At 63.5% G+C, this 24,207-nt stretch carries 21 protein-coding genes and 1 pseudogene; 6 read left to right on the top strand and 16 right to left on the bottom strand.

Annotated features, from left to right (window positions below; translation table 11 throughout):
* Positions 1–17: 17 nt before the first annotated feature.
* The 4 genes and pseudogenes from ACFFP0_RS20895 to ACFFP0_RS20880 form a co-directional block, all read right to left on the bottom strand.
* The gene (locus ACFFP0_RS20895) at positions 18–209 is read right to left on the bottom strand and encodes a hypothetical protein (protein WP_377264125.1); all 192 of its coding nucleotides are present in this window, start codon (positions 207–209) and stop codon (positions 18–20) included.
* A 172-nt stretch (positions 210–381) separates the two neighbouring features.
* Complete coding sequence (locus ACFFP0_RS20890) at positions 382–1,299, bottom strand: uracil-DNA glycosylase (RefSeq protein ID WP_377264124.1); 918 nt, start codon at positions 1,297–1,299, stop codon at positions 382–384.
* A 92-nt stretch (positions 1,300–1,391) separates the two neighbouring features.
* Complete coding sequence (locus tag ACFFP0_RS20885; protein ID WP_377264123.1) at positions 1,392–2,684, bottom strand: Hsp70 family protein; 1,293 nt, start codon at positions 2,682–2,684, stop codon at positions 1,392–1,394.
* A 145-nt stretch (positions 2,685–2,829) separates the two neighbouring features.
* Positions 2,830–3,719: pseudogene (locus ACFFP0_RS20880) on the bottom strand (LysR substrate-binding domain-containing protein).
* 104 nt (positions 3,720–3,823) lie between these two features.
* Between ACFFP0_RS20880 and blaOXA the strand changes: the two are divergent.
* Positions 3,824–4,648 (top strand): class D beta-lactamase, encoded by an 825-nt coding sequence (gene blaOXA / locus ACFFP0_RS20875; protein WP_377264122.1) that lies wholly within the window; start codon positions 3,824–3,826, stop codon positions 4,646–4,648.
* A gap of 437 nt (positions 4,649–5,085) precedes the next feature.
* A complete protein-coding gene (locus ACFFP0_RS20870) occupies positions 5,086–5,913 on the top strand; it encodes a hypothetical protein (protein ID WP_377264121.1) in 828 nt (275 codons plus the stop codon).
* Between the two features lie 148 nt (positions 5,914–6,061).
* Here ACFFP0_RS20870 and ACFFP0_RS20865 read toward each other — a convergent pair whose 3' ends face one another.
* From ACFFP0_RS20865 to ACFFP0_RS20845, 5 genes are all read right to left on the bottom strand, one after another.
* Positions 6,062–9,193, bottom strand: a complete 3,132-nt coding sequence (locus ACFFP0_RS20865) for an efflux RND transporter permease subunit (protein ID WP_377264120.1) — start codon at positions 9,191–9,193, stop codon at positions 6,062–6,064.
* Positions 9,190–10,428 (bottom strand): efflux RND transporter periplasmic adaptor subunit, encoded by a 1,239-nt coding sequence (locus ACFFP0_RS20860; protein ID WP_377264119.1) that lies wholly within the window; start codon positions 10,426–10,428, stop codon positions 9,190–9,192. Before ACFFP0_RS20860 ends, ACFFP0_RS20865 begins: the two co-directional genes overlap by 4 nt.
* Before the next feature lie 189 nt (positions 10,429–10,617).
* A complete protein-coding gene (locus ACFFP0_RS20855; RefSeq protein WP_377264118.1) occupies positions 10,618–10,821 on the bottom strand; it encodes a hypothetical protein in 204 nt (67 codons plus the stop codon).
* Positions 10,822–10,904: 83 nt separating this feature from the next.
* On the bottom strand, positions 10,905–11,261 hold the full coding sequence (locus tag ACFFP0_RS20850; protein WP_377264117.1) for a hypothetical protein: 357 nt from the start codon (positions 11,259–11,261) through the stop codon (positions 10,905–10,907).
* 122 nt (positions 11,262–11,383) lie between these two features.
* The gene (locus ACFFP0_RS20845; RefSeq protein ID WP_377264116.1) at positions 11,384–12,172 is read right to left on the bottom strand and encodes an SDR family oxidoreductase; all 789 of its coding nucleotides are present in this window, start codon (positions 12,170–12,172) and stop codon (positions 11,384–11,386) included.
* 258 nt (positions 12,173–12,430) lie between these two features.
* Here ACFFP0_RS20845 and ACFFP0_RS20840 point away from each other — a divergent pair, with 258 nt between their 5' ends.
* Positions 12,431–14,092 (top strand): electron transfer flavoprotein-ubiquinone oxidoreductase, encoded by a 1,662-nt coding sequence (locus tag ACFFP0_RS20840; protein WP_377264115.1) that lies wholly within the window; start codon positions 12,431–12,433, stop codon positions 14,090–14,092.
* A gap of 6 nt (positions 14,093–14,098) precedes the next feature.
* Here the strand turns inward: ACFFP0_RS20840 and ACFFP0_RS20835 are convergent, their stop codons facing one another.
* Positions 14,099–14,464 carry a type II toxin-antitoxin system VapC family toxin gene (locus ACFFP0_RS20835; protein ID WP_377264114.1) on the bottom strand — a complete coding sequence of 122 codons (366 nt, stop codon included), beginning with the start codon at positions 14,462–14,464 and terminating at the stop codon, positions 14,099–14,101.
* Positions 14,461–14,694, bottom strand: a complete 234-nt coding sequence (locus tag ACFFP0_RS20830; protein WP_377264113.1) for a type II toxin-antitoxin system VapB family antitoxin — start codon at positions 14,692–14,694, stop codon at positions 14,461–14,463. The genes ACFFP0_RS20835 and ACFFP0_RS20830 overlap by 4 nt, the downstream gene beginning before the upstream one ends.
* Before the next feature lie 183 nt (positions 14,695–14,877).
* Here ACFFP0_RS20830 and ACFFP0_RS20825 point away from each other — a divergent pair, with 183 nt between their 5' ends.
* Complete coding sequence (locus ACFFP0_RS20825) at positions 14,878–15,489, top strand: L,D-transpeptidase (protein ID WP_377264112.1); 612 nt, start codon at positions 14,878–14,880, stop codon at positions 15,487–15,489.
* A gap of 77 nt (positions 15,490–15,566) precedes the next feature.
* Here ACFFP0_RS20825 and ACFFP0_RS20820 read toward each other — a convergent pair whose 3' ends face one another.
* A complete protein-coding gene (locus ACFFP0_RS20820) occupies positions 15,567–16,583 on the bottom strand; it encodes a zinc-binding alcohol dehydrogenase family protein (RefSeq protein WP_377264111.1) in 1,017 nt (338 codons plus the stop codon).
* Between the two features lie 127 nt (positions 16,584–16,710).
* On the opposite strand from ACFFP0_RS20820, the gene ACFFP0_RS20815 reads away from it, so the two are divergent.
* Complete coding sequence (locus ACFFP0_RS20815; RefSeq protein ID WP_377264110.1) at positions 16,711–17,106, top strand: winged helix-turn-helix transcriptional regulator; 396 nt, start codon at positions 16,711–16,713, stop codon at positions 17,104–17,106.
* A 33-nt stretch (positions 17,107–17,139) separates the two neighbouring features.
* On the opposite strand, the gene ACFFP0_RS20810 is transcribed toward ACFFP0_RS20815, so the two are convergent.
* Positions 17,140–18,381, bottom strand: a complete 1,242-nt coding sequence (locus tag ACFFP0_RS20810; RefSeq protein ID WP_377264109.1) for an MFS transporter — start codon at positions 18,379–18,381, stop codon at positions 17,140–17,142.
* A gap of 247 nt (positions 18,382–18,628) precedes the next feature.
* Between ACFFP0_RS20810 and ACFFP0_RS20805 the strand changes: the two genes are divergently transcribed.
* On the top strand, positions 18,629–19,567 hold the full coding sequence (locus ACFFP0_RS20805; protein ID WP_377264108.1) for a diacylglycerol/lipid kinase family protein: 939 nt from the start codon (positions 18,629–18,631) through the stop codon (positions 19,565–19,567).
* Between the two features lie 12 nt (positions 19,568–19,579).
* On the opposite strand, the gene ACFFP0_RS20800 is transcribed toward ACFFP0_RS20805, so the two are convergent.
* The 3 genes from ACFFP0_RS20800 to ACFFP0_RS20790 form a co-directional block, all read right to left on the bottom strand.
* Positions 19,580–21,736, bottom strand: coding sequence for a mechanosensitive ion channel family protein (locus tag ACFFP0_RS20800; protein ID WP_377264107.1), 2,157 nt, complete (start codon positions 21,734–21,736; stop codon positions 19,580–19,582).
* Positions 21,737–21,954: 218 nt separating this feature from the next.
* A complete protein-coding gene (locus ACFFP0_RS20795; protein ID WP_377264106.1) occupies positions 21,955–22,695 on the bottom strand; it encodes a GGDEF domain-containing protein in 741 nt (246 codons plus the stop codon).
* A 112-nt stretch (positions 22,696–22,807) separates the two neighbouring features.
* On the bottom strand, positions 22,808–24,139 hold the full coding sequence (locus tag ACFFP0_RS20790; protein WP_377264105.1) for a glutamine synthetase family protein: 1,332 nt from the start codon (positions 24,137–24,139) through the stop codon (positions 22,808–22,810).
* Positions 24,140–24,207 lie beyond the last annotated feature (68 nt).

The raw sequence follows: 24,207 nt of genomic DNA, 5'->3' as shown, positions 1-24,207 counted from the left end.
CCCGGTCTTCGGCTCGATCAGCGTTCGCGGAAATCGGCGAAGATCGCAGCCGGACGCGTGATGCCGAGCGGACGTCCCAGAGCGCGGGAAGTCATCTGCTCGTTCGTTGCCGAGCCGAAACGGTGATAGCCCTGCGTAGACCGCGGCTGCAGGCCGGCGATCCGGAGGGTTTCGAAGCCCGAATGGATCGGGCGGAAGCGCGTCGTCATTGCCTTGGTTCCTTAAACCTATTCCTCCCAAGACACGGTGCTAATATTGCGATGCAGCATCGATTCTGCAATGCGGAAGAACGCTGCGCTGCCATGCGTCATATGCATAGCGATCTTCATATTTTCGTAACCTTGTGTCATTTCGGCACATCTTCGCTCGAAATACGGGCAATCAATGGGCGGAAAGCCGCGATTTGAAGGTCAGGAGATCCTGCCAGGCGAGCGCCTTGTTGGCCGGTGCGGCAAGAAGTTCCTGCGGATGCAGTGTGGCGATCGCTGCGGCGTTCATGCCGCCGAACGAAATCTCGCGCCATTCGCCCCGCATCGAGTGGATCGTGCCGTTGCCGCCGAAGAAGAAGCGGGCGGGGAAATTGCCGAGCAGCAGCAGGAGCTTTGGCTCCGCAAGCGCCACCTGCCGTTCGAGAAAAGGTCGGCAGATATCGAGTTCGGCCTGGGAGGGCATGCGGTTGCCCGGCGGCCGCCAGGGAATGATGTTGGTGAGCACCACCCCCTCGCGCGAAAGCCCGATCGCGCCGAGCATCCTGTCGAGAAGCTGCCCCTGCCTTCCCGAAAAGGGCGTTCCGTCGCGGTCGTCGTCGGCGTTCGGCATCGGGCCGATCACCATGATGCCGGAGGCGGGATCGCCGCTCGCGAACACGGTGGATCGCGCGCCGTTTTTCAGATTGCAGCCGTTGAAGGCTTCCAGCGCCGTCTTGAGTTCGGAAAGCGAGCGGGCGCTGTCGGCGGCGAATCGCGCGGAAGCCACAGCCTCGCCGTCGGGCACGGCGACCGAGAGGGAAGGGGCGGGGGCGGCGGGACGCATGGCCGGGGCGGGGCGATTCCGTGCCGGAGCACCCTCGGTGCTGCGTGGCGCCGTTGTCGGCTCGTTGCGGCCGGATTCGTTCTGGACGGGCTGTTGCTGCCGCGCCGTCGCGGGCATCCGGGCTTCCGCCTGTGCCGCCTTCTGGGCCGCGAATTGCGCGAAACGATCGACCGGTTCGTCCTCGACGAGCCATTCGACGCCCGAATCCGCATAGAAATGCAGAAGGGCGGCAAGCTCGGACGGATCAAGATCTCTCGCGGCGCTCATGAGGTCACCCTATAGCATGTCGCCTCGAAGGGGGAAGACAGCGCGGCATATCGATCTCTCCGCAAGGAGGGGGAAAGGAGTTTGCGGCTCCGTCACGCCGCCCACTGTTGAACGTTGTCGCTCTCGCCGATCAGCGCCAGACCATGCGCGATCGACAGCAGTTCGCCGCCGCTCTCGATCTTTCCCGCATCGAACCGGCGCGTGAAAATCCGCCTCACCGCCGGCACGAAGGACGTGCCGCCGGTCAGGAAGACCTTGTCGATGGCGGCGGGCGCCGTGCCGGTTTTTTCCAGCACCTCGTCGAGTGCGCCCTCGATTCGTCCCAGATCCTCCGCGATCCAGTCCTCGAAATCGGCGCGCCTGACCATCTTGCGGCCGGCACGTCCAAGCGGCGGAAAGTTGAATTCCGCTTCTTCCGAGCCGGAAAGCGCCATCTTGGTGGCCGAAATCGCCTGGTAGAGCGGATAACCTTCGTCGTGTTCGACGAGGTCGATGAAGAGCTCCAGCTTGTCCGGATCGAGCGCCGAGCGGACCAGCGATTTCAGGTCGGTGAATTCACGCGTGGTCTTGAAGATCGAGAGCTGGTTCCAGCGGCTGAAATTGATGTAGTAGCCGGCCGGCACTTCCAGCACCTTGTCGAAGCTCTTGAAGAACGTGCCCTTGCCGATCTCGGGTGCCACAAGGCTTTCGATCATGCGCGCGTCGAAATGGTCGCCGGCGATGCCGACGCCGGAATGGCCGATCGGGGTCGCCATCAGCTTGCCGGCCTTGCGTTCGAAACGGATCAGCGAATAGTCGGTCGTGCCGCCGCCGAAATCCGCGACCAGCACGGTCGCATCGCTCTTCAAGGTCTGCGCGAAATAATAGGCGGCCGCCACCGGCTCGTAGACATAGTGGATTTCCGGAAAGCCAAGTCTGGTCAGGGCCTCGTTGTAGCGCTCGGTGGCGAGCTTCGCATCCGGGTTGGCGCCGGCGAAGTGTACCGGCCGCCCTGCGATCACCCGTGAGACGTCCGTCGGCCAGTTGCCCTCCGCATAGGTTCTAAGCCGCCGCAGGAAGATCTCCATCAGGTCCTCGAAGAGATGCCGGCGGGCGAAGATCAGCGTTCCCTGGAAGAGCGCGCTTGCGGCGAAGGTCTTGATCGACTGCAGGAAACGACAGTCGCCGGGATTGTCGATGAACTGGCGGATGGCGGCCTGCCCGGCCTCGACCTTCAGCGCCTGGGCGCCCATCACCGGGTCCTTCATGAACGAGAGCGCGGTGCGCATCGTATCGGTCACGCCGGCGCTGCTGGTGAAGGTCATGGAATGTGTCCCGGCGCCCCCGTCCGAGAGCGCCAGAACCGTATTCGTCGTGCCGAAATCAAGCCCGAGCGCCCGTGCCATGGTCGTGCTCCTTGTTGGTCGCCGATGATCATTGAACCGGAGCGAGATGCTCCGAACGTGAAAAGGGCGCGGATATGCGCCCTCGAATTGTCTCTGAGAGCGCGCGTGATGGCACAGGCGGAGGGGAATGGCAACCCCGGCCGCTTCAGTTTTCCGCCTGTCGTCGGGTCTCCTCCGCCTGTTCCGCGAGCCAGTTGCGGAACATTTCCATGGCAGGCGTGACCGAGCGCGATTTGAGCCGCGTCAGCCAGTAGCTTCCCTTGGAGACATAGATCGGAAAAGGCTGTTCGAGCTCTCCGGCGGCGAGCTGCCGGGGGAACATCAGGGGAGGTGCGAGCGCCACGCCGGCCCCTTGCAGGGCGGCTTCGATCATCAGCACCGAACTGTCGAAAACCACGCCCCGGATCGGCGGGGAGGGAATGCCCGCCTTCTCGAACCAGCCCGGCCATTCGTCCGTGCGGTAGGAGCGCAGGAGCGTCTGATGCGCCACATCTTCCGGGGCCGTGATCCGGGCGGAGATCGAGGGCACGCAGAGCACCGAAAGCGGCGCCTCGAACAGCACCTCCGCCTCGATGTCGTGCCATGCGCCGTTGCCGAACTTGATCGTGTAGTCGAGCCCCTCCGCCGCGATGTCGACCCGGTTGTTGTTGGTCGAGAGCCTCAGGTCCACGAACGGGTATTTCTCGCGAAAATCGGCAAGCCGCGGCAGGAGCCAGCCGACCGCGAGCGTGCCGACGGCCCCGAGCTTCAGCACTTCCCGCACATGCCCGCCCTCGAACCGCTCCAGCATGTCGGCCATGCGGTCGAAGCTCTCCTTCAGCGAGGGCAGGAGGGCCTGCCCTCCTCGGTGATCATCAGCCCGCGCGGCAGGCGGCGGAAAAGCATCACGCCGAGCCGCTGTTCCAGGATCTTCACCTGATGGCTGACTGCAGCCTGCGTGACGCAGAGCTCGATCGCCGCGCGGGTGAAGGAAAGATGCCGTGCGGCGGCCTCGAAGGCACGGAGCGCGTTCAACGGCAAATAGGGCCGGACCATGGCAATGACCTAGATTGATTTATGTCTGGCCGCAGATATCATCGTTTGATCGGGGCTCGCAAGCCGACCTAGAAAAGCCGCGTCGAACCATTTGGAGGACGATCATGGCTTTCAGAAATTCTCTCATTCTTGCCTTTTCTCTCGGAATTACCGCCGCTTTTCTCGATTGTGTCTCCGTCCGCGCGGCGGAACCGATCCGTTGCACCGTCATCATCGATGAGAATAGCGGCGACACGCTTCATCGCGAGGGGACCTGCGACCAGGGCTTCTATCCGCAGTCGACCTTCAAACTGCCCTTGGCCATGATGGGCTATGACGCCGGCATCTTGACCGACGCGCAGAACCCGCGCTGGAAATACCAGGCGAAGTTCGGCGGACCGGAAAGGGTCAGGAAGGACGTCGATCCGGTCATCTGGGAACAGGACTCGATCGTCTGGTATTCGCAGGAACTTGCCCGCAAGCTGGGCAACCGTACCTTTGCCGACTACATCCAGCGTTTCGGTTACGGAAACCGGGACATTTCAGGCGGCCCGGGCAATACCGATGGTCTCACCGAATCCTGGTTGATGTCGTCGCTGAAAATCTCGGCGGATCAGCAGGTGGAATTCCTGCGCAGGTTCCTGACGGGGCGTCTGCCGATTTCCGACAAGGCCGTCGACATGACGCTCGCCATCGTTCCGCATTTCGAGGCCGGCGACGGCTGGGACATCCAGGGCAAGACCGGCTCCGGCTGGCTGCGCGACAAGGCCGGCAAGACGGATCGCGACCGCCCGCTCGGCTGGTTCGTCGGCTGGGCCATGAAAGACGACCGCCGCGTCGTCTTCGCAAGGCTGCTCATCGATACCAGGCGTTATGGCGAGACCCCGATCAGCCGGGTCGTGCGGGACGGACTGATCAAGGACCTGCCGAAACTCGCGGAAGGGTTCTGATATCCGGACACCTTCATTTGAGAGGTACTGCCAGCAAATTCGGGGAGAGGTGATCACTGTTGAAGGCAAGGGCTTATTTCCCCTGAAATCAGCGGTTTGAGCGATCATCTCTTCCTGACGGCATATTGCGACAGTCCGCCGGTGCGCTTTCGCAGGAAAAGAGAATTGCGAATGCTTGGCCAAGTGTTGGTTCCCTCCGTCATGCCCATCCGCCAGTCAGAAATCTTCGGCGCAGGGCGACCGGAAAATGAGCGCGACCTCCAGTATTCATTGCAACTATAACTATAGACAGCTTCCAGGTTTTCTGTTCTTTTGAACTTAGGGGCATGTGGGGGCATTCTTTGAAATACATTGGGTGGGTAATCCGGTTGCCGGCCCGTGGGTGGGCTGGCATCTCCCGTGGGTTGGCTCGATTCAAGCGTTGGGACTGGCGCTACTTGTCGATTGGCGTCGCTTCGCTGATCGCTATCGCGTTGACTTTTATCGCGCCGGTGGTTTGCCCGGTCGTCCTCGATATCCAAAAATTCGAAGGCGCCTTCTTTGCGTCGTGGGCGGCCGGCGTGGCGTTGTTTGCGCTTGTCGGTCTTATCGTTGCGATTGCCTCGGTGTCACGCCCGGATCGGGACCCATTCGATTCTCGCGCAAGAATTTTTCTGCAGCGGCAATCGGGAGGTCATATCGATTACATGGTGGACAAGCTTCGGGATACGATCGAGCCCTATGTCGACTACACGCGGAAGAAATTGATCGTCGAGGAATGGCGGGAGGATCACGGGAAATTCAAGATCCGCCACGAGACGAAAAGCGTTCTTCGCGGCTTCATGGACGATGTGCCGGCCAAGTTTCCGGCGAAGCTGAATTATCTTGCGAAATGCGACCCGCCGCCGGGTGGTCAAAAGCCTTGCGTATCCTACATTCGAGTCAATGGTGAGGATGTTCATCACTTTGCGGAGTTCGATCGGGAGTTCCTCTATGACTTCGAAGGCGCGGCGCCGAAATATGGGCAATGTGAGGTCGAACATGTGATGACCTACTGGATCGAATCCGCTAATGAACAGAACAGACATAAGCCGATCCGGTTTACGCGTGCGCTTGACGTCGTGGTCGAGAACAAAGACCGCAAGCATTCGATAATGGTCAGGATCGAGGCGGGCGCGAAACCGCAGGATATCTTGCTGAAACCGGGCGATGAACGAACGGTTATTCAGCTTTTCGAAAGACGTCCAGATGATTATGTCTATGACTTTCGGATTCTGCCTGCATGACGCCGCAATCGAAGTGTTGAATGAAGGAAAGGAAAGAAGTTATGAGACGTGGTGATGAAATTGGCGTATGACGCTCAAATGAAAAGACCCGCTTCAGCGGGTCTTTTCATTTGAGCCTGTCCTGTTTTGGTTGAAAGCTCGTTCCGGCTCACTCCGCCGCGATCGCCGCCGGCATGTCGGTATCGTCGTTGGCTTCGTGCCGGTCGTCTCGTTTCCGGCCGAACAGCCTTCCCAGGAACTGCCCGAAGCGGTCCATTTCCACGAAGATCACCGGTGTGATGAAGAGCGTCAGCGCCTGGCTGACGACGAGGCCGCCCACGACGGCGATGCCGAGCGGCTGGCGGAGTTCGGAGGAGGCGCCGGTGCCGAGTGCGATGGGCAACGCCCCGAGCAGCGCGCAGAAGGTCGTCATCATGATTGGCCGGAAGCGCCTGACACAGGCCTCGTGGATCGCGGCCGAGGGTGTCTCGCCCTTCGAGCGCATCGTCTCCACCGCCACGTCGATCATCATGATCGCGTTCTTCTTGACGATGCCGATCAGCATCAGCAGTCCGATCAGCGCGATGATGGAAAGGTCGAACCCGAAGAGCTTCAGCGCCAGCAGCGCCCCGAAAGCCGCCGCGGGCAGGCCCGAGAGGATCGTCAGCGGGTGGATGAAGCTTTCGTAGAGCACGCCCAGCACCACGTAGATGGTCAGCACCGCCGCCAGGATCAGAAGCGGCGTATTGCCCTGCGATTGCTGGAAGATCTGCGCGGTGCCGCCATAGGTGGTGAACACGTCGTTCGGCATCTGCAGGCTTGCCTTGATCTGGTCGATCGCCGCCGTCGCGTCGGAAAGCGAAACCCCTGCGGGGAGATTGAAGGACACCGTCGTCGAAACGAGCTGGCCGGTCTGGTTGATCGTCACCGGCGCCGTCCGGCGCACCACTTGCGCGAAATTGGACAGCGGCACGAGCAATCCGCTGGAGGACATGATCCGGATGTCCTGCAGCATCCGGTCGTTCCACTGCCTTGTATTGTCGAACTCGGTGATGACGTCGTAGCTGTCGCCGGTCGACTGGATTTCCGCCGCCGTATACCCGCCGAAGGCCATCTGCAGGGTTTGCCGGAGCTGCTGGTCGGTGACCCCGAAGGCGGCCGCCTTTTCCGCGTCGACCTTGATATTCGCCTCGATCGCGTCGTTCTGGGCGTCCGAGGTCACGTCGGTGAAATGGTCGCGATCGGCCCGCATGGCCGCCTGCATCTTGCCTGCCCATTCGCTGGTCTGGGAGGCGTTGAGCGCCTGCACGACGAGCTGGTATTGGCTGGCCGTGGAGCGTCCGCCGAAGCGAAGGCTCTGCTGCGGCGTGATGAAGCTCTTGATGCCGGCGATCCTGGCAGTGGCCTGTCTGAGCTCCCGCAGCGTCTGTTCGAGCGGCGGGCGCTGGTCGCGGCCCTTCAGTTCCACGAAGATCGTGCCGTTGTTGAGCGCGCTGCGCCCGTTGCTGCCGACGCTGGAGGTGACGTGCGCCACGGCCGGGTTCTTCTGCACGGCGGCCGCCACCTGCGCTTGCAGATCGCGCATCGCCGGATAGGAAATATCCTCGCGGGCCTGCGTCGAGATCGTCAGCCGGCCGATATCCTCCGTCGGGAAGAAGCTGGTCGGCAGCGTCCTGAAGAGATAGGCCGAGCCTCCGACCGAGGCGAGGAAGACGAGCATGACGATGCCGCGATGCCTGAGGCACCAGCCGACCGCACTGTCGTAGGCGTTCAGAGTGCGGCCGAAACCCGCGTCGAAAACGCGGGCGACCAGGCCCGGATGGTGTTCGGCGTCGGAGAGGCGCGAACCGAGCATCGGCGTCACCGTCAGCGACACCACGGCCGAGGCCATGATGGCGAGCGCGACGACCATGCCGAATTCGTTGAAGAGACGCCCGACGACCCCTCCCATGAGCAGGATGGGAATGAAGACCGCGATCAGCGATACCGACATGGAGATGATCGTGTAGCTCACCTCCGAGGCGCCCTGGATCGCCGCCTTCATCACCGGCATGCCGTCCTCGACATGCCGCATGATGTTCTCGAGCATGACGATCGCGTCGTCGACGACGAGGCCGACCGAGAGCGTCAGGCCGAGCAGCGAAATGTTGTCGATGCTGTAGCCGAGCACATACATGGCCCCGAACGTGGTGATCAGCGACAGCGGCACGGCGAGCGCCGGCACGATGGTGGCGGAAAGCCGCCCGAGGAAGAGATAGATGACGAGCACGACGAGTGCGATCGTCAGGAATAGCGTGAACTGCACGTCATCGATCGAGGCGCGGATCGCCGTCGAGGCGTCGTTCATGACGTTGATCGAGACGGAGGCCGGCAGTTCCGACGAAAGCGCCGGCAGCTTGGCGCGCACGGCGTCGACGACATCCACGGTATTGGCGTCCGGCTGGCGCTGGATGGCGAGGACGATCGCCGAGTGGCCGTCATACCAGCTTCCGGCGTTGAGGTTGGCGACGCTGTCCTGCACCTCGGCGACGTCGCCGAGGTGCACGGGCGCGCCATTCGGGTTGGCGATCACCAGCGAACGGAACTGGTCGGCGTTGGTGCGCTGCGTTTCGGCATTGATGGTGAGCCGCTGGCTATCGTTCTGGAGCGAACCGACAGGCGCCTGGCTGTTGGCGTTGGCGATGGCGCTGGTGACGGTGTCGACGCCGAGATTGCGGGCCTGCAGTCTGGCCGGATCGATCTCGACGCGCACCGCATAGGTCTTGGCGCCGAAGATCGAGACCTCGGCGACACCCGGCAGGGTGGAGAGGGCCGGGGAGAGCACGTCCTCGGCAATCTCGTCCACCTTGCTTGGCGGCAGGCTGTCGCTGCGGACGGCGAGCAGCAGCACTGGTGCGTCGGCGGGATTGGTCTTGCGGTAGCTCGGCGGCGTCGTCATGTTGTCCGGCAGTTGCCGGGTCGCCTGCGAGATTGCCGCCTGCACATCGGCGGCGGCCGCGTCGATGTTGCGGTTGAGGTCGAATTGCAGCACGATCGAGGTATTGCCGAGCGAGTTCGCGGCGCTGATCTCGCTGACGCCCGGAATGGTCTCGAACTTCTTGATCAGCGGGGTGGAAACCGCCGTCGCCATGGTCTGCGGCGAAGCGCCGGTCAGCTGCGCGGAAACGTTGATCGTCGGGAAATCGACCTGGGGCAGGGCGGCGACCGGCAGGAGGTTGTAGCCGGCAAGGCCGGCGAGCACCGCGCCGATTGCCAGCAGCGTCGTGGCGACCGGGCGCCGGATGCAGAATTGCGGGATCATCGCGCAGCCCCCACTTCGACCGGCCGGTCGCCGCCGTTGTCCCTGCCTTTCGCGGAGGTCGTCCCGCTGGCCTTGCCGCCGGTGAATTCCTCCGTTACCGCCGCTCCGTCCACGAGCTGGACCTGACCTTCCACCACCACATGCGCGCCTTCGGCAAGGCCATCGGCGATTGCCGTGTCGGAACCGTTCGAGCGCGCCACCTTGACAGGGGTCACATGCACCTTCCTGTCGTCGCCGACCGCATAGACGAATGGACTGTCGGCGCCGGGGTTGACCGCCACCGTCGGCACGACGATGTCCATCTTGCCGCTGTCGAAATGCACGGTCACGTTCAGCGACTGGCCCGGCCAGAGGGTGCCTGACGGGTTGTCGAACCTCGCCTTGGCCAGAATCGTGCCGGAGGCCGGATCGACCGTATTGTCGAAGAAGCTCAATGTTCCCGTCGACGCCGTGCCGCCGTTCTGCGGCACGGCGTCGACCGCGATGGAACCGGTGCCGAAGCCCTGCTTCAACTGGCCGAGATAGGCTTCGGAGAGATGGAATTTCACATAGATCGGATCGTATTTGGCGATCGTCACCACGGCCGACCCGGTGCTCAGGTAGGCGCCCGTGCTGATGTCGATATCGCCGAGCCGCCCGTCGAAGGGCGCGCGGATGTCGGTATGCTCGACCACGATCCCGTCGGCGGCGATCGCGGCCTTGTCGCTCTCGACCGTGGCGGCCGCCGTGTCGCGCGCGGCGCGTGCCTCGTCGGCGGCCTGCTGGGTCCCGGCATTGCGCCGCACGAGGTCGTTGGCGCGCTGGAGAGCGGTCTCGGCCTGCGTCAGGGTCGCCTGGTCGCGCACGAGCAGTGCCTGGTCCTTGGCAAGCGCGGCTTTCGCGGTGCGGTCGTCGAGCTTGGCAATGAGATCGCCGGCCTTCACCGTCGCGCCGTCGGTGGCGGCGATGCCGGTGACGAGCCCCTGTTCCTGCGCGGCGATCGTGGTGGTTTCGTCCGCGATCGCCGAACCCGCGGCGGTGACGTCCATCGGCAAGGCGGAACGCGCCGCGGCAATCGTTTTCACCGCGGGTGGCGCGCCGCCGCCGCGCCGCCGCTGGTTCTGCGCCTGATCGCTTGCCTTGTCGGCGGAGGCGTGTTGCGCGGCGGATGCGAGGAAGGGAAGCCGGTCGCGGAATTCCCAGCCCGCGACACCGGCAACGACGAGAATGCCTGCGAAAATCCAGATATGTTTCATGGGGCACCGCTTGGGCTTGAGCCTGCCGATGACGACCTTCATCGAACAGCCCATATTGCGGCGCCGGAGAGGCCGGTCCAGCCCCGTTTGCTCACGAACCGGTGAAAGCGGATTAAATGTTAGTAATGAGGGGGTTGGATGAACTGAAGTTAATCTTTCTCGCCTTCCGGCTGTAATTCGGCGTCGCCCCTAGCGGAGAAATCGCCGCGCACCCCAGATGACGGCGAGCCCTATGATGGCGGCGACCGCGCCGTTGACGATCCAGGGCGTCTGATTGATCATGAAGCTTGCCGCCGGATAGGGGAAGGCGCCGCTTCCCTGGCCCATCCACAACAGGCCGAGCGCCACCAGCAGGATGCCGGCCACGGAAAGAGCCGTTCTCACCAATGTCATGGCAAACCTCCGATCAAATCCTCACAAGGGAGATTATAGGCTCTTGCGGAGGACCCGGCGAAACGCGATCGCGTGATGTCGTCTCAAACGTCTTCGTAATAGGTGGCGATCAGCGATCTTGGCGCCATCTCTTCCTCGTCGGCGAGGATGAAGCTGCCGACAATGCGGCTGGCGGGGGAAAGACTGTCCAGCAGGTTGCGGATGACGACATCCTCGACGGCGTCCAGGCTCCTGGCGCGCAGGGTCTCCTGCCGGGAGATCGCGGTCGTTTCGGAGGCGTGCCGTGTCGCCGCCTCCCATGTGCCGGCATAGGACGTGGCGGCCGGACCGGTGGCAAGCGTCTGCGAGATCGCCGCGGCGGCGGAGGCCGGGGCGTGCGGTGCAGGGGAGGTGGTACTCGGGGCGGGGGCCTCGGTGGCCCCCGAAATGCTTTCGATCATGCCGGCGATCCTTTGAATTCGGGGGGACCGGCTTGTCTTCTACACCGCGCGCCTTGAAATACAGGCAATGGCGGCGAGGCAATTCGATTCAATGTTGAACGATCGAGCGGCTGCCTGTCCGTTCAGATCGACCGCGAGGCGCCCCCGTCGACGCGCAGCATCGTGCCGGTGACATAGCTTGCCGGAACCGAGCACAGGAATGCGGCCGCCGCCGCGAACTCCTCCACCTTGCCGAGACGACCGGCGGGGATGGTCTTCAGCGAGGCGGCGCGCACGTCCTCCAGGGTCTTGCCGGTGCGCCTGGCGTTCGCGCCGTCGAGTTCGTCGATACGGTCCGTGTGGATGCGGCCGGGAAGCAGCATGTTGGCGGTAATGCCGAAGCCCGCGACCTCCGCTGCCAGCGTCTTGCTCCAGCCGACAAGCGCCGAGCGCAGCGTATTGGAGAGCGCCAGATTGGGAATGGGCTCGATGACGCCGGAAGAGGCGACGGTCAGGATGCGGCCGAAACCCTGCTTTTTCATCTGCGGAAGGAAGGTGTTGGTGAGCGTGATGACGCGCAGCACCATGGACTGGAAGAACGCGTCCAGCTTGTCGGTCGTCATTTCCTCCGCCGTGCCGGGCGTCGGGCCGCCGGTATTGTTGACGAGGATGTCGATCCCGCCGAGTTTCTCCCTGACCGCGGTCACCATGGTCTCGACGAAATTGTCGTCCGCAAGGTCGCCCCAGACCCAGTCCGCCTTGCCTTTGCCCTCGGCATTGATCGCCTTGCAGTTCTCCGCCAGCCGGTCGCCGGAGCGCCCGACGAGGAGAACGTTCACGCCGTCTGCCGCAAGCGCCTTGGCGATGCCGAGGCCGAGCCCGCGGGACGAAGCGAGTACGAGGGCGCGTTTGCCTTTGAGACCGAGATCCATTTCTATTCCTTCCCCAATTCCTGTCAGCGATGTTCCGCCTTTATAGCAGTGGGCTCAGGGGGCGAAAGGCCGAACTTGCTTTCTCCGGTTCACCGCCTATATTGACGTGAACGTAAACGTAATTTGAGGAAACGGAAACGCCAATTGCGTGATTGACAAGGCGAAAGACGCTTTCCTGCCTCGACAAGTGGTATCGCTTTTGTCAAGACAGGTTTGTCATATTCTTGGGAGCAGGCAAGGGAGCCAGGTGGAGTGGGCATGAACGCGCAGGATCTCCCTGAACGGGAGATGATGGAATTCGACGTTGTGATTGTGGGTGGCGGACCTGCGGGTTTGTCGGCTGCGATCCGTCTGAAGCAGGTCGATCCTGAGCTTTCGGTCGTTGTGCTGGAGAAGGGTTCGGAAGTGGGCGCGCACATCCTGTCGGGTGCGGTGGTCGACCCGGTCGGGATCGACGCGCTTCTGCCGGGCTGGCGGGACGAGGAGGGCCATCCGTTCAGGACGCCGGTGACGGCGGATCATTTCCTGTTCCTGGGTCCCGCCGGTTCGGTGCGCCTGCCGAACGTCATGATGCCGCCGCTGATGAGCAATCACGGCAATTACATCGTCTCGCTCGGAAACGTCTGTCGCTGGCTGGCCGAAAAGGCCGAAGCGCTGGGCGTCGAGATCTATCCGGGCTTTGCCGCGACCGAAGTGCTTTATAACGACGAGGGCGCGGTGATCGGGGTCGCGACCGGCGACATGGGCATCGGGCGGACCGGCGAGCCCGGCCCGAACTACACGCGCGGCATGGCGCTGCTTGGCAAATACACGCTGATCGGCGAGGGCGTGCGCGGGTCGCTGGCCAAGCAGCTGATCCGGAAGTTCAGACTGTCCGACGGCCGCGAGCCGCAGAAGTTCGGCATCGGGCTGAAGGAACTGTGGCAGGTGAAGCCGGAAAACCACCGTCCGGGTCTGGTGCAGCACTCGTTCGGCTGGCCGCTCGGCATGAAGACCGGCGGCGGGTCGTTCCTTTACCATCTGGAAGACAACCTGGTGGCGGTCGGCTTCGTGGTGCACCTGAACTATAAGAACCCCTATCTCCATCCGTTCGAGGAGTTCCAGCGGTTCAAGACGCATCCTTCGATCCGTGGCACGTTCGAGGGGGGCAAGCGGCTGTCCTACGGCGCGCGCGCCATCACCGAGGGCGGATACCAGTCGGTGCCGCGGCTTTCCTTCCCGGGCGGGGCGCTCATCGGCTGTTCGGCGGGGCTGGTCAACGTGCCGCGTATCAAGGGCAGCCACAATGCGGTCCTGTCGGGCATGCTGGCGGCCGACAGGATCGCCGCGGCGATCGCGGCGGGCCGGGCGAACGACGAGCCGGTGGAGATCGAAAACGAATGGCGGCAGACGCCGATCGGCCAGGACCTCAAGCGGGTGAGGAACGTCAAGCCGCTGTGGTCGCGGTTCGGCACGGGGGTGGGGATCGCGCTCGGCGGGCTGGACATGTGGACGAACCAGCTGTTCGGCCTTTCCCTTTTCCGCACGCTGAAGCACGGCAAGACGGATGCGGCGAGCCTGGAGCCGGCGGCGCGGCACGAGAGGATCGACTATCCGAAGCCGGACGGGGTGCTGACCTTCGACCGGCTGTCCTCGGTGTTCCTGTCGAACACCAACCACGAGGAGGACCAGCCGGTGCATCTCAAGGTCCGGGACATGGAGCTGCAGAAGCGTTCGGAGCTCGAGGTCTATGGCGGGCCTTCGACGCGCTACTGTCCGGCGGGCGTCTACGAATGGGTGGACAAGGACGGCGAGCCGGCTTTCGTGATCAACGCGCAGAACTGCGTGCACTGCAAGACATGCGACATCAAGGACCCCAACCAGAACATCGACTGGGTCCCCCCGCAGGGCGGCGAAGGGCCGCTCTATCAGAATATGTGAGTTGGCTCAGGCCTCATATCCCACGCCAAGCGCCATCGCGACCTTCGCGAGGCGCTTGTTACGGGTCCACAGACGTCCGCCCGGCTGTAATTGAACGGATGTAAGCAGATGCGCATCGACATAGCCGATGCCGCTTCCCATCAGGGAGTGCCGTTTGATGAAGAAGAGGACCTCGGAGTCGAGGGCGACGGTCGCTTGCGGCAATTCCGAAAGCGATTGGATAAATAAATCGTAGCGTGGCATGGGTCCGAGCGCCAATTCGCCGGTGACGAAAGGATGGACCAGAACCTGCCTTCGTTTGAGAAGAACTTCGGCCTGTTCCTCACGCCTGCGGATGTGATCGATCCAAACCGAGGTGTCGAGCAATATCACTCGGAGCCGTCCCGGTCTGACCCGTCCCAGGTGCCATCGCTGTTCCAGCGTCGCCGTGGAGGCGCCTTTGCATCGGGTGCGCTTCCCCCCAGCATGATCAATCTGCGCGCGGCCTCGTCCTGAATCAAACGTGTGAGTGCTTCCTTCAGAAGCGCTGACCGTTCCTTGATGCCGGTGACTTCCTGTGCTCGGGCCACGAGCGCATCGTCCAGGGTAACGGTGGTTCTCATGTCCGGGTCCTCCAGAAGGGCAGCATCAAAAGTGGCATCAAATGATGCATTTTTCAATGCGGCAGAAGGCCGTCCCCGGAGCTGACGCACTTGTGATTAACGTCTGCGGCGCGCGTTTATCACTTCATTAACCATAACCTCCTTAATTTCGTGCCGACATCTTGACGCACTAAGGACACATTCATGTCGATCTCCCGCCGCGGGTTCCTGGCTGGTCTTCCGCTTCTTCTTGCCGGCTGCGCCTCCACCATCAACGATCAGACGAACTACGCAGCCCTGCCGAACGAGCAGTTCCCGTTGAAGACCGTGCCGGTTGACAGGATCAAGCCAGAGTTGCGCCGTCAGGAAGTGGCCTATGTCACGCCGCATGGAGCGGGCACCGTCGTTGTCGATACGCCTGCCCGCCGCGCCTATTATGTCCTCGGGGAGGGCCGCGCGATCCGCTATGGCGTCGGCGTCGGCCGCGCTGGCCTTGCGCTTGCGGGCAATGCCTATGTCGGCCGCAAGGCGGAATGGCCCTCGTGGACGCCGACCCTCAACATGCAACGCCGCGAAGAGCGTTACCGCAAGCTCGCCGGCGGCATACCGGGCGGTCCGAACAACCCGCTTGGCGCGCGCGCCATGTATCTCTACCGTGGCGGCAACGACACGCATTTCCGCATCCATGGAACCAACCAGCCGGATTCGATCGGTCACGCCATGTCGAGCGGCTGCATCCGCATGATGAACCACGACGTCATCGATCTCTATGATCGCGTCAAGGTCGGCGCCAAGGTCGTCGTCATCCAGGCCTGATCCACCGCCGCAGGCCTGTTGCAGAAAAGCCCGCCGTTTCAGCCACGGCGGGCTTTTTCCGTTCCGCCGGTAGCGTCTCAGAAGCCGGAGAGCACGATCTTGCCCCTGGTGCGGTTGCTCTCGATCATCGCATGGGCCTTTTTCAGGTTGGCGGCGTTGATCGCGCCGAGCGTTTCGGAAAGCGTGGTGCGGATCTTTTTCGCATCCACCAGTTCGGCGACATGGTTCAGCAGCTTGTGCTGCTCGATCATGTCGGACGTCTGCCAGACGGGCCGGGCGAACATCATTTCCCAATGGACGGAAAGCGCCTTGCTCTTGAAGAGGCGCAGGTCCAGCGGTTCCCTGGCGTCGTCGATCAGCGAGAGGCGCCCCTGCGGCGCGATCAGCTCCAGGATGTCCTTCAGATGATCTTCCGTGTGCGTCGTCGAGAAGACGAAGGCGGGGGCGCCGATCGCCAGTTCGGCAAGCTGGCCGGCCATCGGCCTGGAATGATTGAGGACGTGATGGGCGCCGAGTTCCCTGATCCACTGCTGCGTCTCCGGCCGCGAGCCGGTGCCGATCACGGTGACATCGGAGAGCTCGCGCAGGAGCTGGATGGCGATCGAGCCGACGCCGCCGGCGCCGCCGATGACCAGCACGGCGTTCCAGGCGCTCGCCACCTTGTCCTGCACCTTCATGCGGTGAAAGAGCGCCTCGTATGCGGTGATCGCCGTCAGGGGCAGGGCGGCCGCCTCCTCGAAATTCAGGGTCTTCGGCTTGAACCCGACGATCCGTTCGTCGACCAGATGGAATTCCGCATTGGTGCCGGGCCGGTTGATCGCGCCGGCATAATAGACCTCGTCTCCGGGCTTGAAGAGCTTCACATCCGGACCGGCGGCCTTCACCACGCCGGCTGCGTCATAGCCGAGAATCCGGTATTGGCCGGGTTCGACCTGCGCGGAAGCGCGGATCTTGGTGTCGACGGGGTTCACCGAGACCGCCTTGATCTCGACGAGAAGATCGCGGCCCTTCGCCTCCGGAACGGGCAGTTCGAGATCGATCAGCGAGGTTTCGGCGGCGATGGTCTGGGGCGCGTTGAAGCCGACGGCATGCATGGACAGTCTCCTTGGTTCGTGGATCGCTTTGATTGCCTGGAGACTAGATGGCGCGTATGGTTCGGGAGCGCAAGAATGCACATTTTTGGTGTATAGTGCCAAAAAGTATACCGTGAAAGGACCGCCCATGTCGAAACCGCGCGCCAAGCTGACCGACAATTTTCCCGGTTGCCCGGTGGAATCGACGCTCAGTTTTCTCGATGGCAAATGGAAGGGCGTGATCCTCTATCACCTGCTCGAAGACGGCACGCTACGCTTCAACGAACTGCGCCGCCGCATTCCGTCGGTCACGCAGCGCATGCTGACCAAGCAGTTGAGGGAACTGGAAGAGGCGGGCCTGCTGGAACGCACGGTGTTTCCGGTGGTGCCGCCGCGGGTCGACTACAGCCTGACGCCGCTCGGCCTCAGCCTCGAGCCGGTCGTCGCCGCGCTTCGCACCTGGGGCAAGGAGCACGTCGTGTGCGAAAACGGACGGAAATACATGGTGATGCCGGGGGAGGAGACGGGTTCCAGGGCGGCGTAGGTTGCGGGCCGCGCCCGGCTCCTGCTTCGCCAGTCAGGCAGTCTTCCGGCTCTTCTCCAGCGCGACGGAGGCGAAGAAGACGCCGAGGCCCAGCAGCGAAAGGAATGCGCCCACGTAGCCGGTGGCCGCAAAGCCCCAGCCCCAGGCGATGACCAGGCCGCCGAGCCAGGCGCCGAGCGCATTGGCGATGTTGAAGGCCGAATGGTTGGACGCGGCGGCAAGCGTCTGCGCATCCGCCGCCACATCCATGAGCCGAGTCTGCAGGGCAGGGCCGGCCGCAAAACCGCAGCCGATCAGGAACACGCAGAGGCACAATATCGCGGGATATTCCGCAAAGAGGCCGAACGCGCCCATGACGATGACGTTGAACGCCATCACGCCGCCGATCGTGCCCCGCAGCGAGAGGTCGGCGAGCCGCGAGCCGACGATATTGCCGACATTCATGCCGATGCCGAACAGCGCCAGCACGATCGACACCATGGTGACGGGCATCTGGGCGGTCACCGTCGTGGTCGAGGCGATATAGCTGAAGACGGAGAACATGCCGCCGAAACCGACGGCGGCAATGCCGAGCGTCAGCCATACCTGCGCGCGGCCGAAAGCGCTGAGTTCGCGCCAGATGCTTGCGCCTTCCTGCACCTTGTCGCGCGGCTGGAAATACCAGAGCAGCGCAACCGTCGCCGCGCCGATGCCGCCGACGAGGAAGAAGGCGGCGCGCCAGTTGAGCACCTGTCCCATGAAGGTGGCGATCGGCGTGCCGACCAGCGTCGCGACGGTGAGGCCCAGCATCACGCGGCCGACGGCGCGGGTGCGCTTGTGGAGCGGCACCATGGAGGCCGCAACCAGCGCGGCGACGCCGAAATAGGCGCCATGCGGCAGGCCGGTGACGAAGCGCAGTACGGTGAAGCTCCAGAAGGTCGGGGCGATCGCGCTGAGGATATTGCCCAGCGCGAAGACGGTCATCAGGATCAGCAGCAGCGAGCGGCGCGTCATCCGCGCCGCCGCGACGGCGATGATCGGGGCGCCGACGACGACCCCGAGGGCATAGGCGCTGATGACGTAGCCCGCTTCCGGGATGGTGACCTGATAGGTGGACGCGACGTCCGGAAGCAGGCCCATGATCGCGAATTCGCCGGTGCCGATGCCGAACCCGCCGACTGCGAGCGCGATCTCGATCAGGATGACGGCAAGCGGCGAAAGGGCCGGAGCGGCCTCACGGGGGCTGGCTTCCGTGCGGTCGCGAGCGGAATCGAAGGGGACGGCGGAATCGGTCATGAAACGAAATCTGCTTGAAAAAAATGCGGGCGAGACACGAGGCATCCACCCGCTCTGGAGGCGAGCGGTCATCGAAACGACCTGACTTCGAGATTAGCATGCCATTGTGCGTTGCGGTAGGCCCCTTGTCCGTTTCACACGATTGTGTGTGCGCCGCCGAAGGCGCCAGGATGTTGATAAAAGCTTCGGCCGCAACCATTTCTCTCATCATTCGTTGTTCCGCCGCCCATCCCGCCCAGAGTATGCGATGAACCTGTTTGCCGTCTTCAACCGCGATGGCGGTACTTTCCGAACCACGGACATGGACGCCTATTGCGCCCGGGCAGTCCGTTCCTTCAAGGCTGCCGGCCATGAGATCGAGTGCCATGTCGTTTCCGGCGGCGAGGTGGTGGCGACCATGGAAAGGGCGGCGTCGACCAGCGGCGTCGAAGGCCTGATCGCCGGCGGAGGCGACGGCACGATTTCCGCCGCGGCCGGCATCGCCTGGAAAAGCGGCATCGCGCTCGGCGTCGTTCCGGCCGGCACGATGAACCTCTTCGCCCGCTCGCTGAAACTGCCGCTCGACATCTGGCAGGTGCTGGACGCGCTGGCGGTCGCGACCCCGGAGCGGATCGATATCGCCAGCGCCAACGGCAGGAGCTTCGTGCACCAGTTCTCGGCGGGCATGCACGCCCGCATGGTGCGCTACCGCAATTCCATGACTTTCGGCTCGCGGCTGGGCAAGATGCGGGCGAGCGTGCGGGCGGCGGTGGGCGTCATGTTCAATCCGCCCGAATTCGAGGTGGAGTTCAGGGCCGAGGGCACGGCCGGCCATCGCCGGGTCTCGGCGATCTCGGTCTCCAACAACGAGTTCGGCCGCGATCCGCTGATGTATGCCGACAGTCTCACCCGCGGCCATCTCGGCTTCTACATCGCCGATCCCCTGAGGCCTGCGGGCGTTGCGGGCCTGGTTTTCGATATCCTGCGGGGGCGGCTCAAGGAGAACGCTTCCGTCACCGCCATGACGGCGGCGGAAGTGGAGCTGCATTTCCCGCGTGAGCGGCATGATATCCGCTGCGTCATCGACGGAGAGCTCCTGCCGATGGCGCGCGATGTCCTGTTGAAGATCCATGCGGGGGAGCTGACCGTCCTGGTCAACGAGCGGCAACCCCGTTTTGAGGTGGAGCGGGACGGAAGCGGCATATAGCCACGAAAGGCTTCAAGCCGCCGCGATCGGGGCGGGGGCGGGTTGCTGCGAAAGCGCCGCCGCGGCCGCCTCGAGCGGGGTCGTGGCGTTGGAGCGCACCGTCACGGCATTCGAGGCGAACTCAAGGCCCGCCTCCTTGAAGGCGACGATGAGCCGTTTCATGGCTTCCCTCTTCAGGATGCTGGGATTGCCGGGGCGGCAGGTGAATTTGAACCGGACGACCATGGATGTTTCGGTGATGTCCTGGATGCCCTGCATCTTGAGCGGAAGCAGGAATTCCGGCCCGAATTCCGGGTCTTCCAGCATGGCGAGGCCCACCTTCTTCGCCGCCTTCCGGATGGTTTCGGCATTGGCGTCGCGCTCGAACCGCAGCTCGAATTTGATCGTTCCCCAGTCCCGGCTGTAGTTGGTGACGGAGCTGATCTGCCCGAATGGTATCGTATGGATAGGCCCGTTGTGATGGCGCAGCCGGATCGAGCGCACCGTGATCTGTTCCACCGTGCCCTTCAGCTTGCCCGTATCGATATATTCGCCGATGCGGAAGGCGTCGTCGGCGATAAAGAAGATGCCGGATACGATATCCCTCACCAGCGCCTGCGACCCGAAGGACAGCGCCAGGCCGAGGACGCCGAAACCGGCCAGAAGCGGCGCGACGTTGATGCCGAGGGAGCTGAGGATCAGGAGGCCTCCGACTGCGAGCACGGCGCCCAGCGCCAGGTTGCGGACGACGGGCAGGGCGGTCGACAGCCGGCTCGTCGGCTTCTTCTCCGCGTGGTCGTCTTCCTGGCCGGGAAGCATGATCTGCGTCGACGGGGCGATCGATTCGAAATAACGCCAGATCAGCGTGCAGACGGCCCAGCTCGCCACCACCGCAAGGCTGAAACGCTCCAGCCAGACGATCCAGCCCGTCGCAAGCGCCGCCGCCTCGCCCGCCATCAGCGGTTGCCACAGCGCTGTGATGATGTGCAGGCCGCCGACCCAGACCGCGCCGGAAATCACCACCCGAAGGCTTGCCAGCATGGAGGTGAGCAGTCCGGCGCCGTTGATCTGCTCGCAGTGCCGGGCGAACTCGTCCATCAGCGCATAGGCGCCCATGGCGAGGATCGGCAGGATGAGGAGGAGGGCTTGCGTGGCCCCGGCCGCGAAACTCCAGCGGGCGCTGTCCGGCGTGCCGGCGACCATGAAGCCGGTGAGCCATATCAGCACGGCCGTCAGGGCGTAGAAGTCGGGCAGGAGGTTGCCGACCAGGCGTCGGATGATGCCGGGATTGGGGCCGATGAAGGCTGCGCGAATGCCTTTCCGCCCGCCGATGAACCAGGTGAGCTTCAGGATTGCCAGCGCCGTGTTGCCGATCAGCAGCCACCCTTCGAGAGCGCCCATGTTCAACCCGAGCGAAACCGCCAGGCGGATGGTCTCCACGAAGAAGGCGCCTATGAACCCGTAGGCGACGAGCATCCGGAAATGCCAGCTCGGCCTTTCGATGTTGACCAGGGAACTGCCGGCGGCCGTGGGTTTGAAGAGAAAGCGGCCGATCGTGACATAGATGGTGGAGATCACCACCGCCGTCACCGCGCCCCTTGCGATGCGGAACGAGACCGAACCCGGATCGAGCATGGCAAGCAGCGTGAATCTGGTTATCGCCAGGAAGATGGCGATGGAAAGCAGGTCGCCGATGGCGCGCAGCGCAGCCCGGCGGAATTTCCCCGCCATGCTGGGCGATGCATGCCTGTGCGGCAGGACGCCCGCCACCAGAAAGCGCAGCAGCAGGGTTCCGCAGGCGCCCGCAAGAACGGCCAGCAGCGCCACGAACAAGGCTCGACCGTGGGTGCTTCCCTCCGCCGCGAGATCGCTCCGCGTCATGCTGAGGACGGTCGAAAAGTCGGAGAAGCCCGAAAGTGCGATCGTGGCGCCGCGTACTATCGAACCGGAAAGCATGTCCCAGGTGGCCATGCCCATGTTGGTCGCGGCCATTTCCGGGGAGGTTTCCATGGCCGGTTCCGATGAGGCGGCCTTCTGGTCGTTCCCGGCGGCCTCCACCTTCACCGTGACGGGCCTGCCCGCCTGTGCGGCGAGATCCAGGACGCGTTTGATCTCCGCCTCGTTCTGACCTTGCCGGACGACGAGTGTCAGGGGTTCCTGCTGCCCGAGGGAGCCGGCTGCTCCGGGCAAGAGCATTGCCGCCGCGACGGCCAAGACCCGGCAAATCTGCAAAAAAATCCCTATCCGCTTCATCCGACGTTCCCTGAGGCCGTCCGGGCGTCAACCACGCCGCATCCGGACGCCGACGGCCCTCCACAGGACCAGACGATCTGTATATCAGGAAGTCCGATCGAGGAGAATGTGGATAACGCCGACAGGCCCTGTGCCGGGCAACCCGTCGGCCTTGTTCATATGGACGAAACGACCCGGTTTCGTCCGAGCGCCTTTGCTTCGTAGAGATTGATGTCGGCCGCCTTGAGGCAATCGGTGGGGTCGAAGCCCGTGCCGCAGTGGATGGCCCCCATGCTGGCGGACACCGGAACTTCCGTCCCGGCGGGCTGGAGGTCCATCCGTTCGATGAGTTCGCGAAGCTCCTTGCACCGCCTCAACATCGCGTTGACCGTCAGGCTGCCTTGAAAGAGGGCGAATTCCTCGCCGCCGAGACGGCCCGCTATGTCGAACTGCCCCTGGTAGGCCGCAAGGATCTGCCCTGTCTGGCGCAGCACCTCGTCTCCGATGGCGTGGCCATGGCGATCGTTGATAGACTTGAAGTGGTCGAGGTCGAGGAAGATCAGGGCTCCGGTCACGCCCTGGCGGCTGAAGGTGCCGAGTTCCTCCAGAAAGGCGCCGCGGTTGAGGAGGCCCGTAAGGCTGTCCCGGCGGGATTGCAGGCGAAGTTCTTCATAGGCGATCGCGAGTTTCCGAAGTGCTTCCGAAGCCACGGCCTCGGCGCGCCTGATCCTCTCCGCCTGCCAGAAATGCAGGGCCGAAGCCGGAATGGAGATGGCAAGCGGACAAACGATGGTCATCACCAGACCGGCGCCGGCCACCTGTCCACCCATCATCGGCACGAAGGCGAACGACAGCGCGAGCGAAGCGAGCACGGATAGCAGGCCTGCGACGAGTGATTTGATGATAACGATACGCATCGATTGGGCCGCAAAACATCAACTGTTCCGCTCTTATGCACTATGAATTTAAGATAGTTTGAAACAATTGCATAAATATCGATCGCATGCGGCGGCGGGAGGCGGTCCGGCCTCAGATACGCGGCAGATATGTCTGGTAGTCGAAGTCGCTCACCGTGCGCAGGTAGGTGATCGCCTCCTTGCGCTTCGTGTCGCCATAAAGCTTCCGGTAGCGCTCGCCGAACACCTGCCCGATGAAGGGCGAGGCTGAAAAATCCTCGACCGCGGTCAGGAAGTCGTGCGTCAGGCGCCTGGTGCCTGTCGGCGGCTCCTTGCCTGGCTCGGTGGCCGGGCCGGGATCGAGCATCTCGTCGAGCCCGAGCAGCATGCCGCCGAGGATGGCGGTGAGAAGCAGGTAGGGGTTCGCATCGGCGCCGGCGACGCGGTGTTCGATGCGGGCGGCGGGGCCGTCCTTGTCGGGAATGCGCACGGCCGTCCCCCGATGTCCGAACCCCCAGTCGATATCGACCGGCGCGAACGAGCCCGGCTGGAAGCGGCGGTAGGAATTGGCAAAGGGCGCGAAGACGAGTTGCGCATCCCGCATGGTCTGCAGCATGCCGGCGCAGACGGATTTCAGCCTAGCCGGATCGCCGCCCTTGGCGTCCAGCACGTTGTCGCCGTTGCGATCGATGACGCTGGCATGCACATGCAGGCCCGAGCCCGCCTGTTCGGCATAGGGTTTCGCCATGCAGGTGGATTTGAGCCCATGCTTCCTGGCCGCCTGTTCGGCGATGCGCTTCAGATAGACGCAGTCGTCGGCGGCGGCCAGCGCGTCGGCGCGATGCAAGAGGTTGATCTCGAACTGGCCGGGGCCGAATTCGGCGGTCGTGGCATCGGCGGGCAGGTCCTGCGCTTTCGCCCAGGCCCGTACCGTCTGCAGATAGCCGTCGAGCGCATCGACGGCATTCATGTCGTAGAGCTGGAAACCGTTTGGCCGGTCGCGATACGTCAGCCGTTCCGGCGGGCGGGGTCTTCCCGTCTGCCGCCAGTCGTCCTGAACCACGTAGAATTCGAGCTCGGTCGCCACCACCGGCGTCAACCCGCGCTCGTCGTAGCGTTTCAGGAGTTCTGAAAGTATGGCCCGGGGGTCCATGAAGCTCGGCCTGCCGTCGAGCTCATGCATGGAGGAAAGCACCTGTTTCGAGCCCTCCGGTCCCCAGGGCATCGGCGCGAGGCTGCGCTCGTCCGGAATGCAGACGCCGTCCGGATCGCCTATCGTCAGCGACAGCCCCGTTATGTCGTCGTTGTCGTCGCCCCAGATGTCCAGCGATTGCGTGGATGTGGGAAGCCGCACCGCGCCGTCCCAGACTTTCCGTTCCTTGTCGAGCGGGATACGCTTGCCGCGCAGATCGCCGTTCATGCCGACGAGCAGGATTTCGATATGGGGCGGAACGGTGTCTGTCATGCGGACGATCTTCTGAAGGGTGTTGCCGAGCCCCGTTCGTAGCCGATAAGAATTGGCGGCACAATCTG

Source organism: Neorhizobium puerariae, assembly GCF_042429745.1.
In the GTDB taxonomy this organism is placed as follows: domain Bacteria; phylum Pseudomonadota; class Alphaproteobacteria; order Rhizobiales; family Rhizobiaceae; genus Neorhizobium; species Neorhizobium puerariae.
This window is presented reverse-complemented; position numbering and strand designations above follow the sequence as displayed.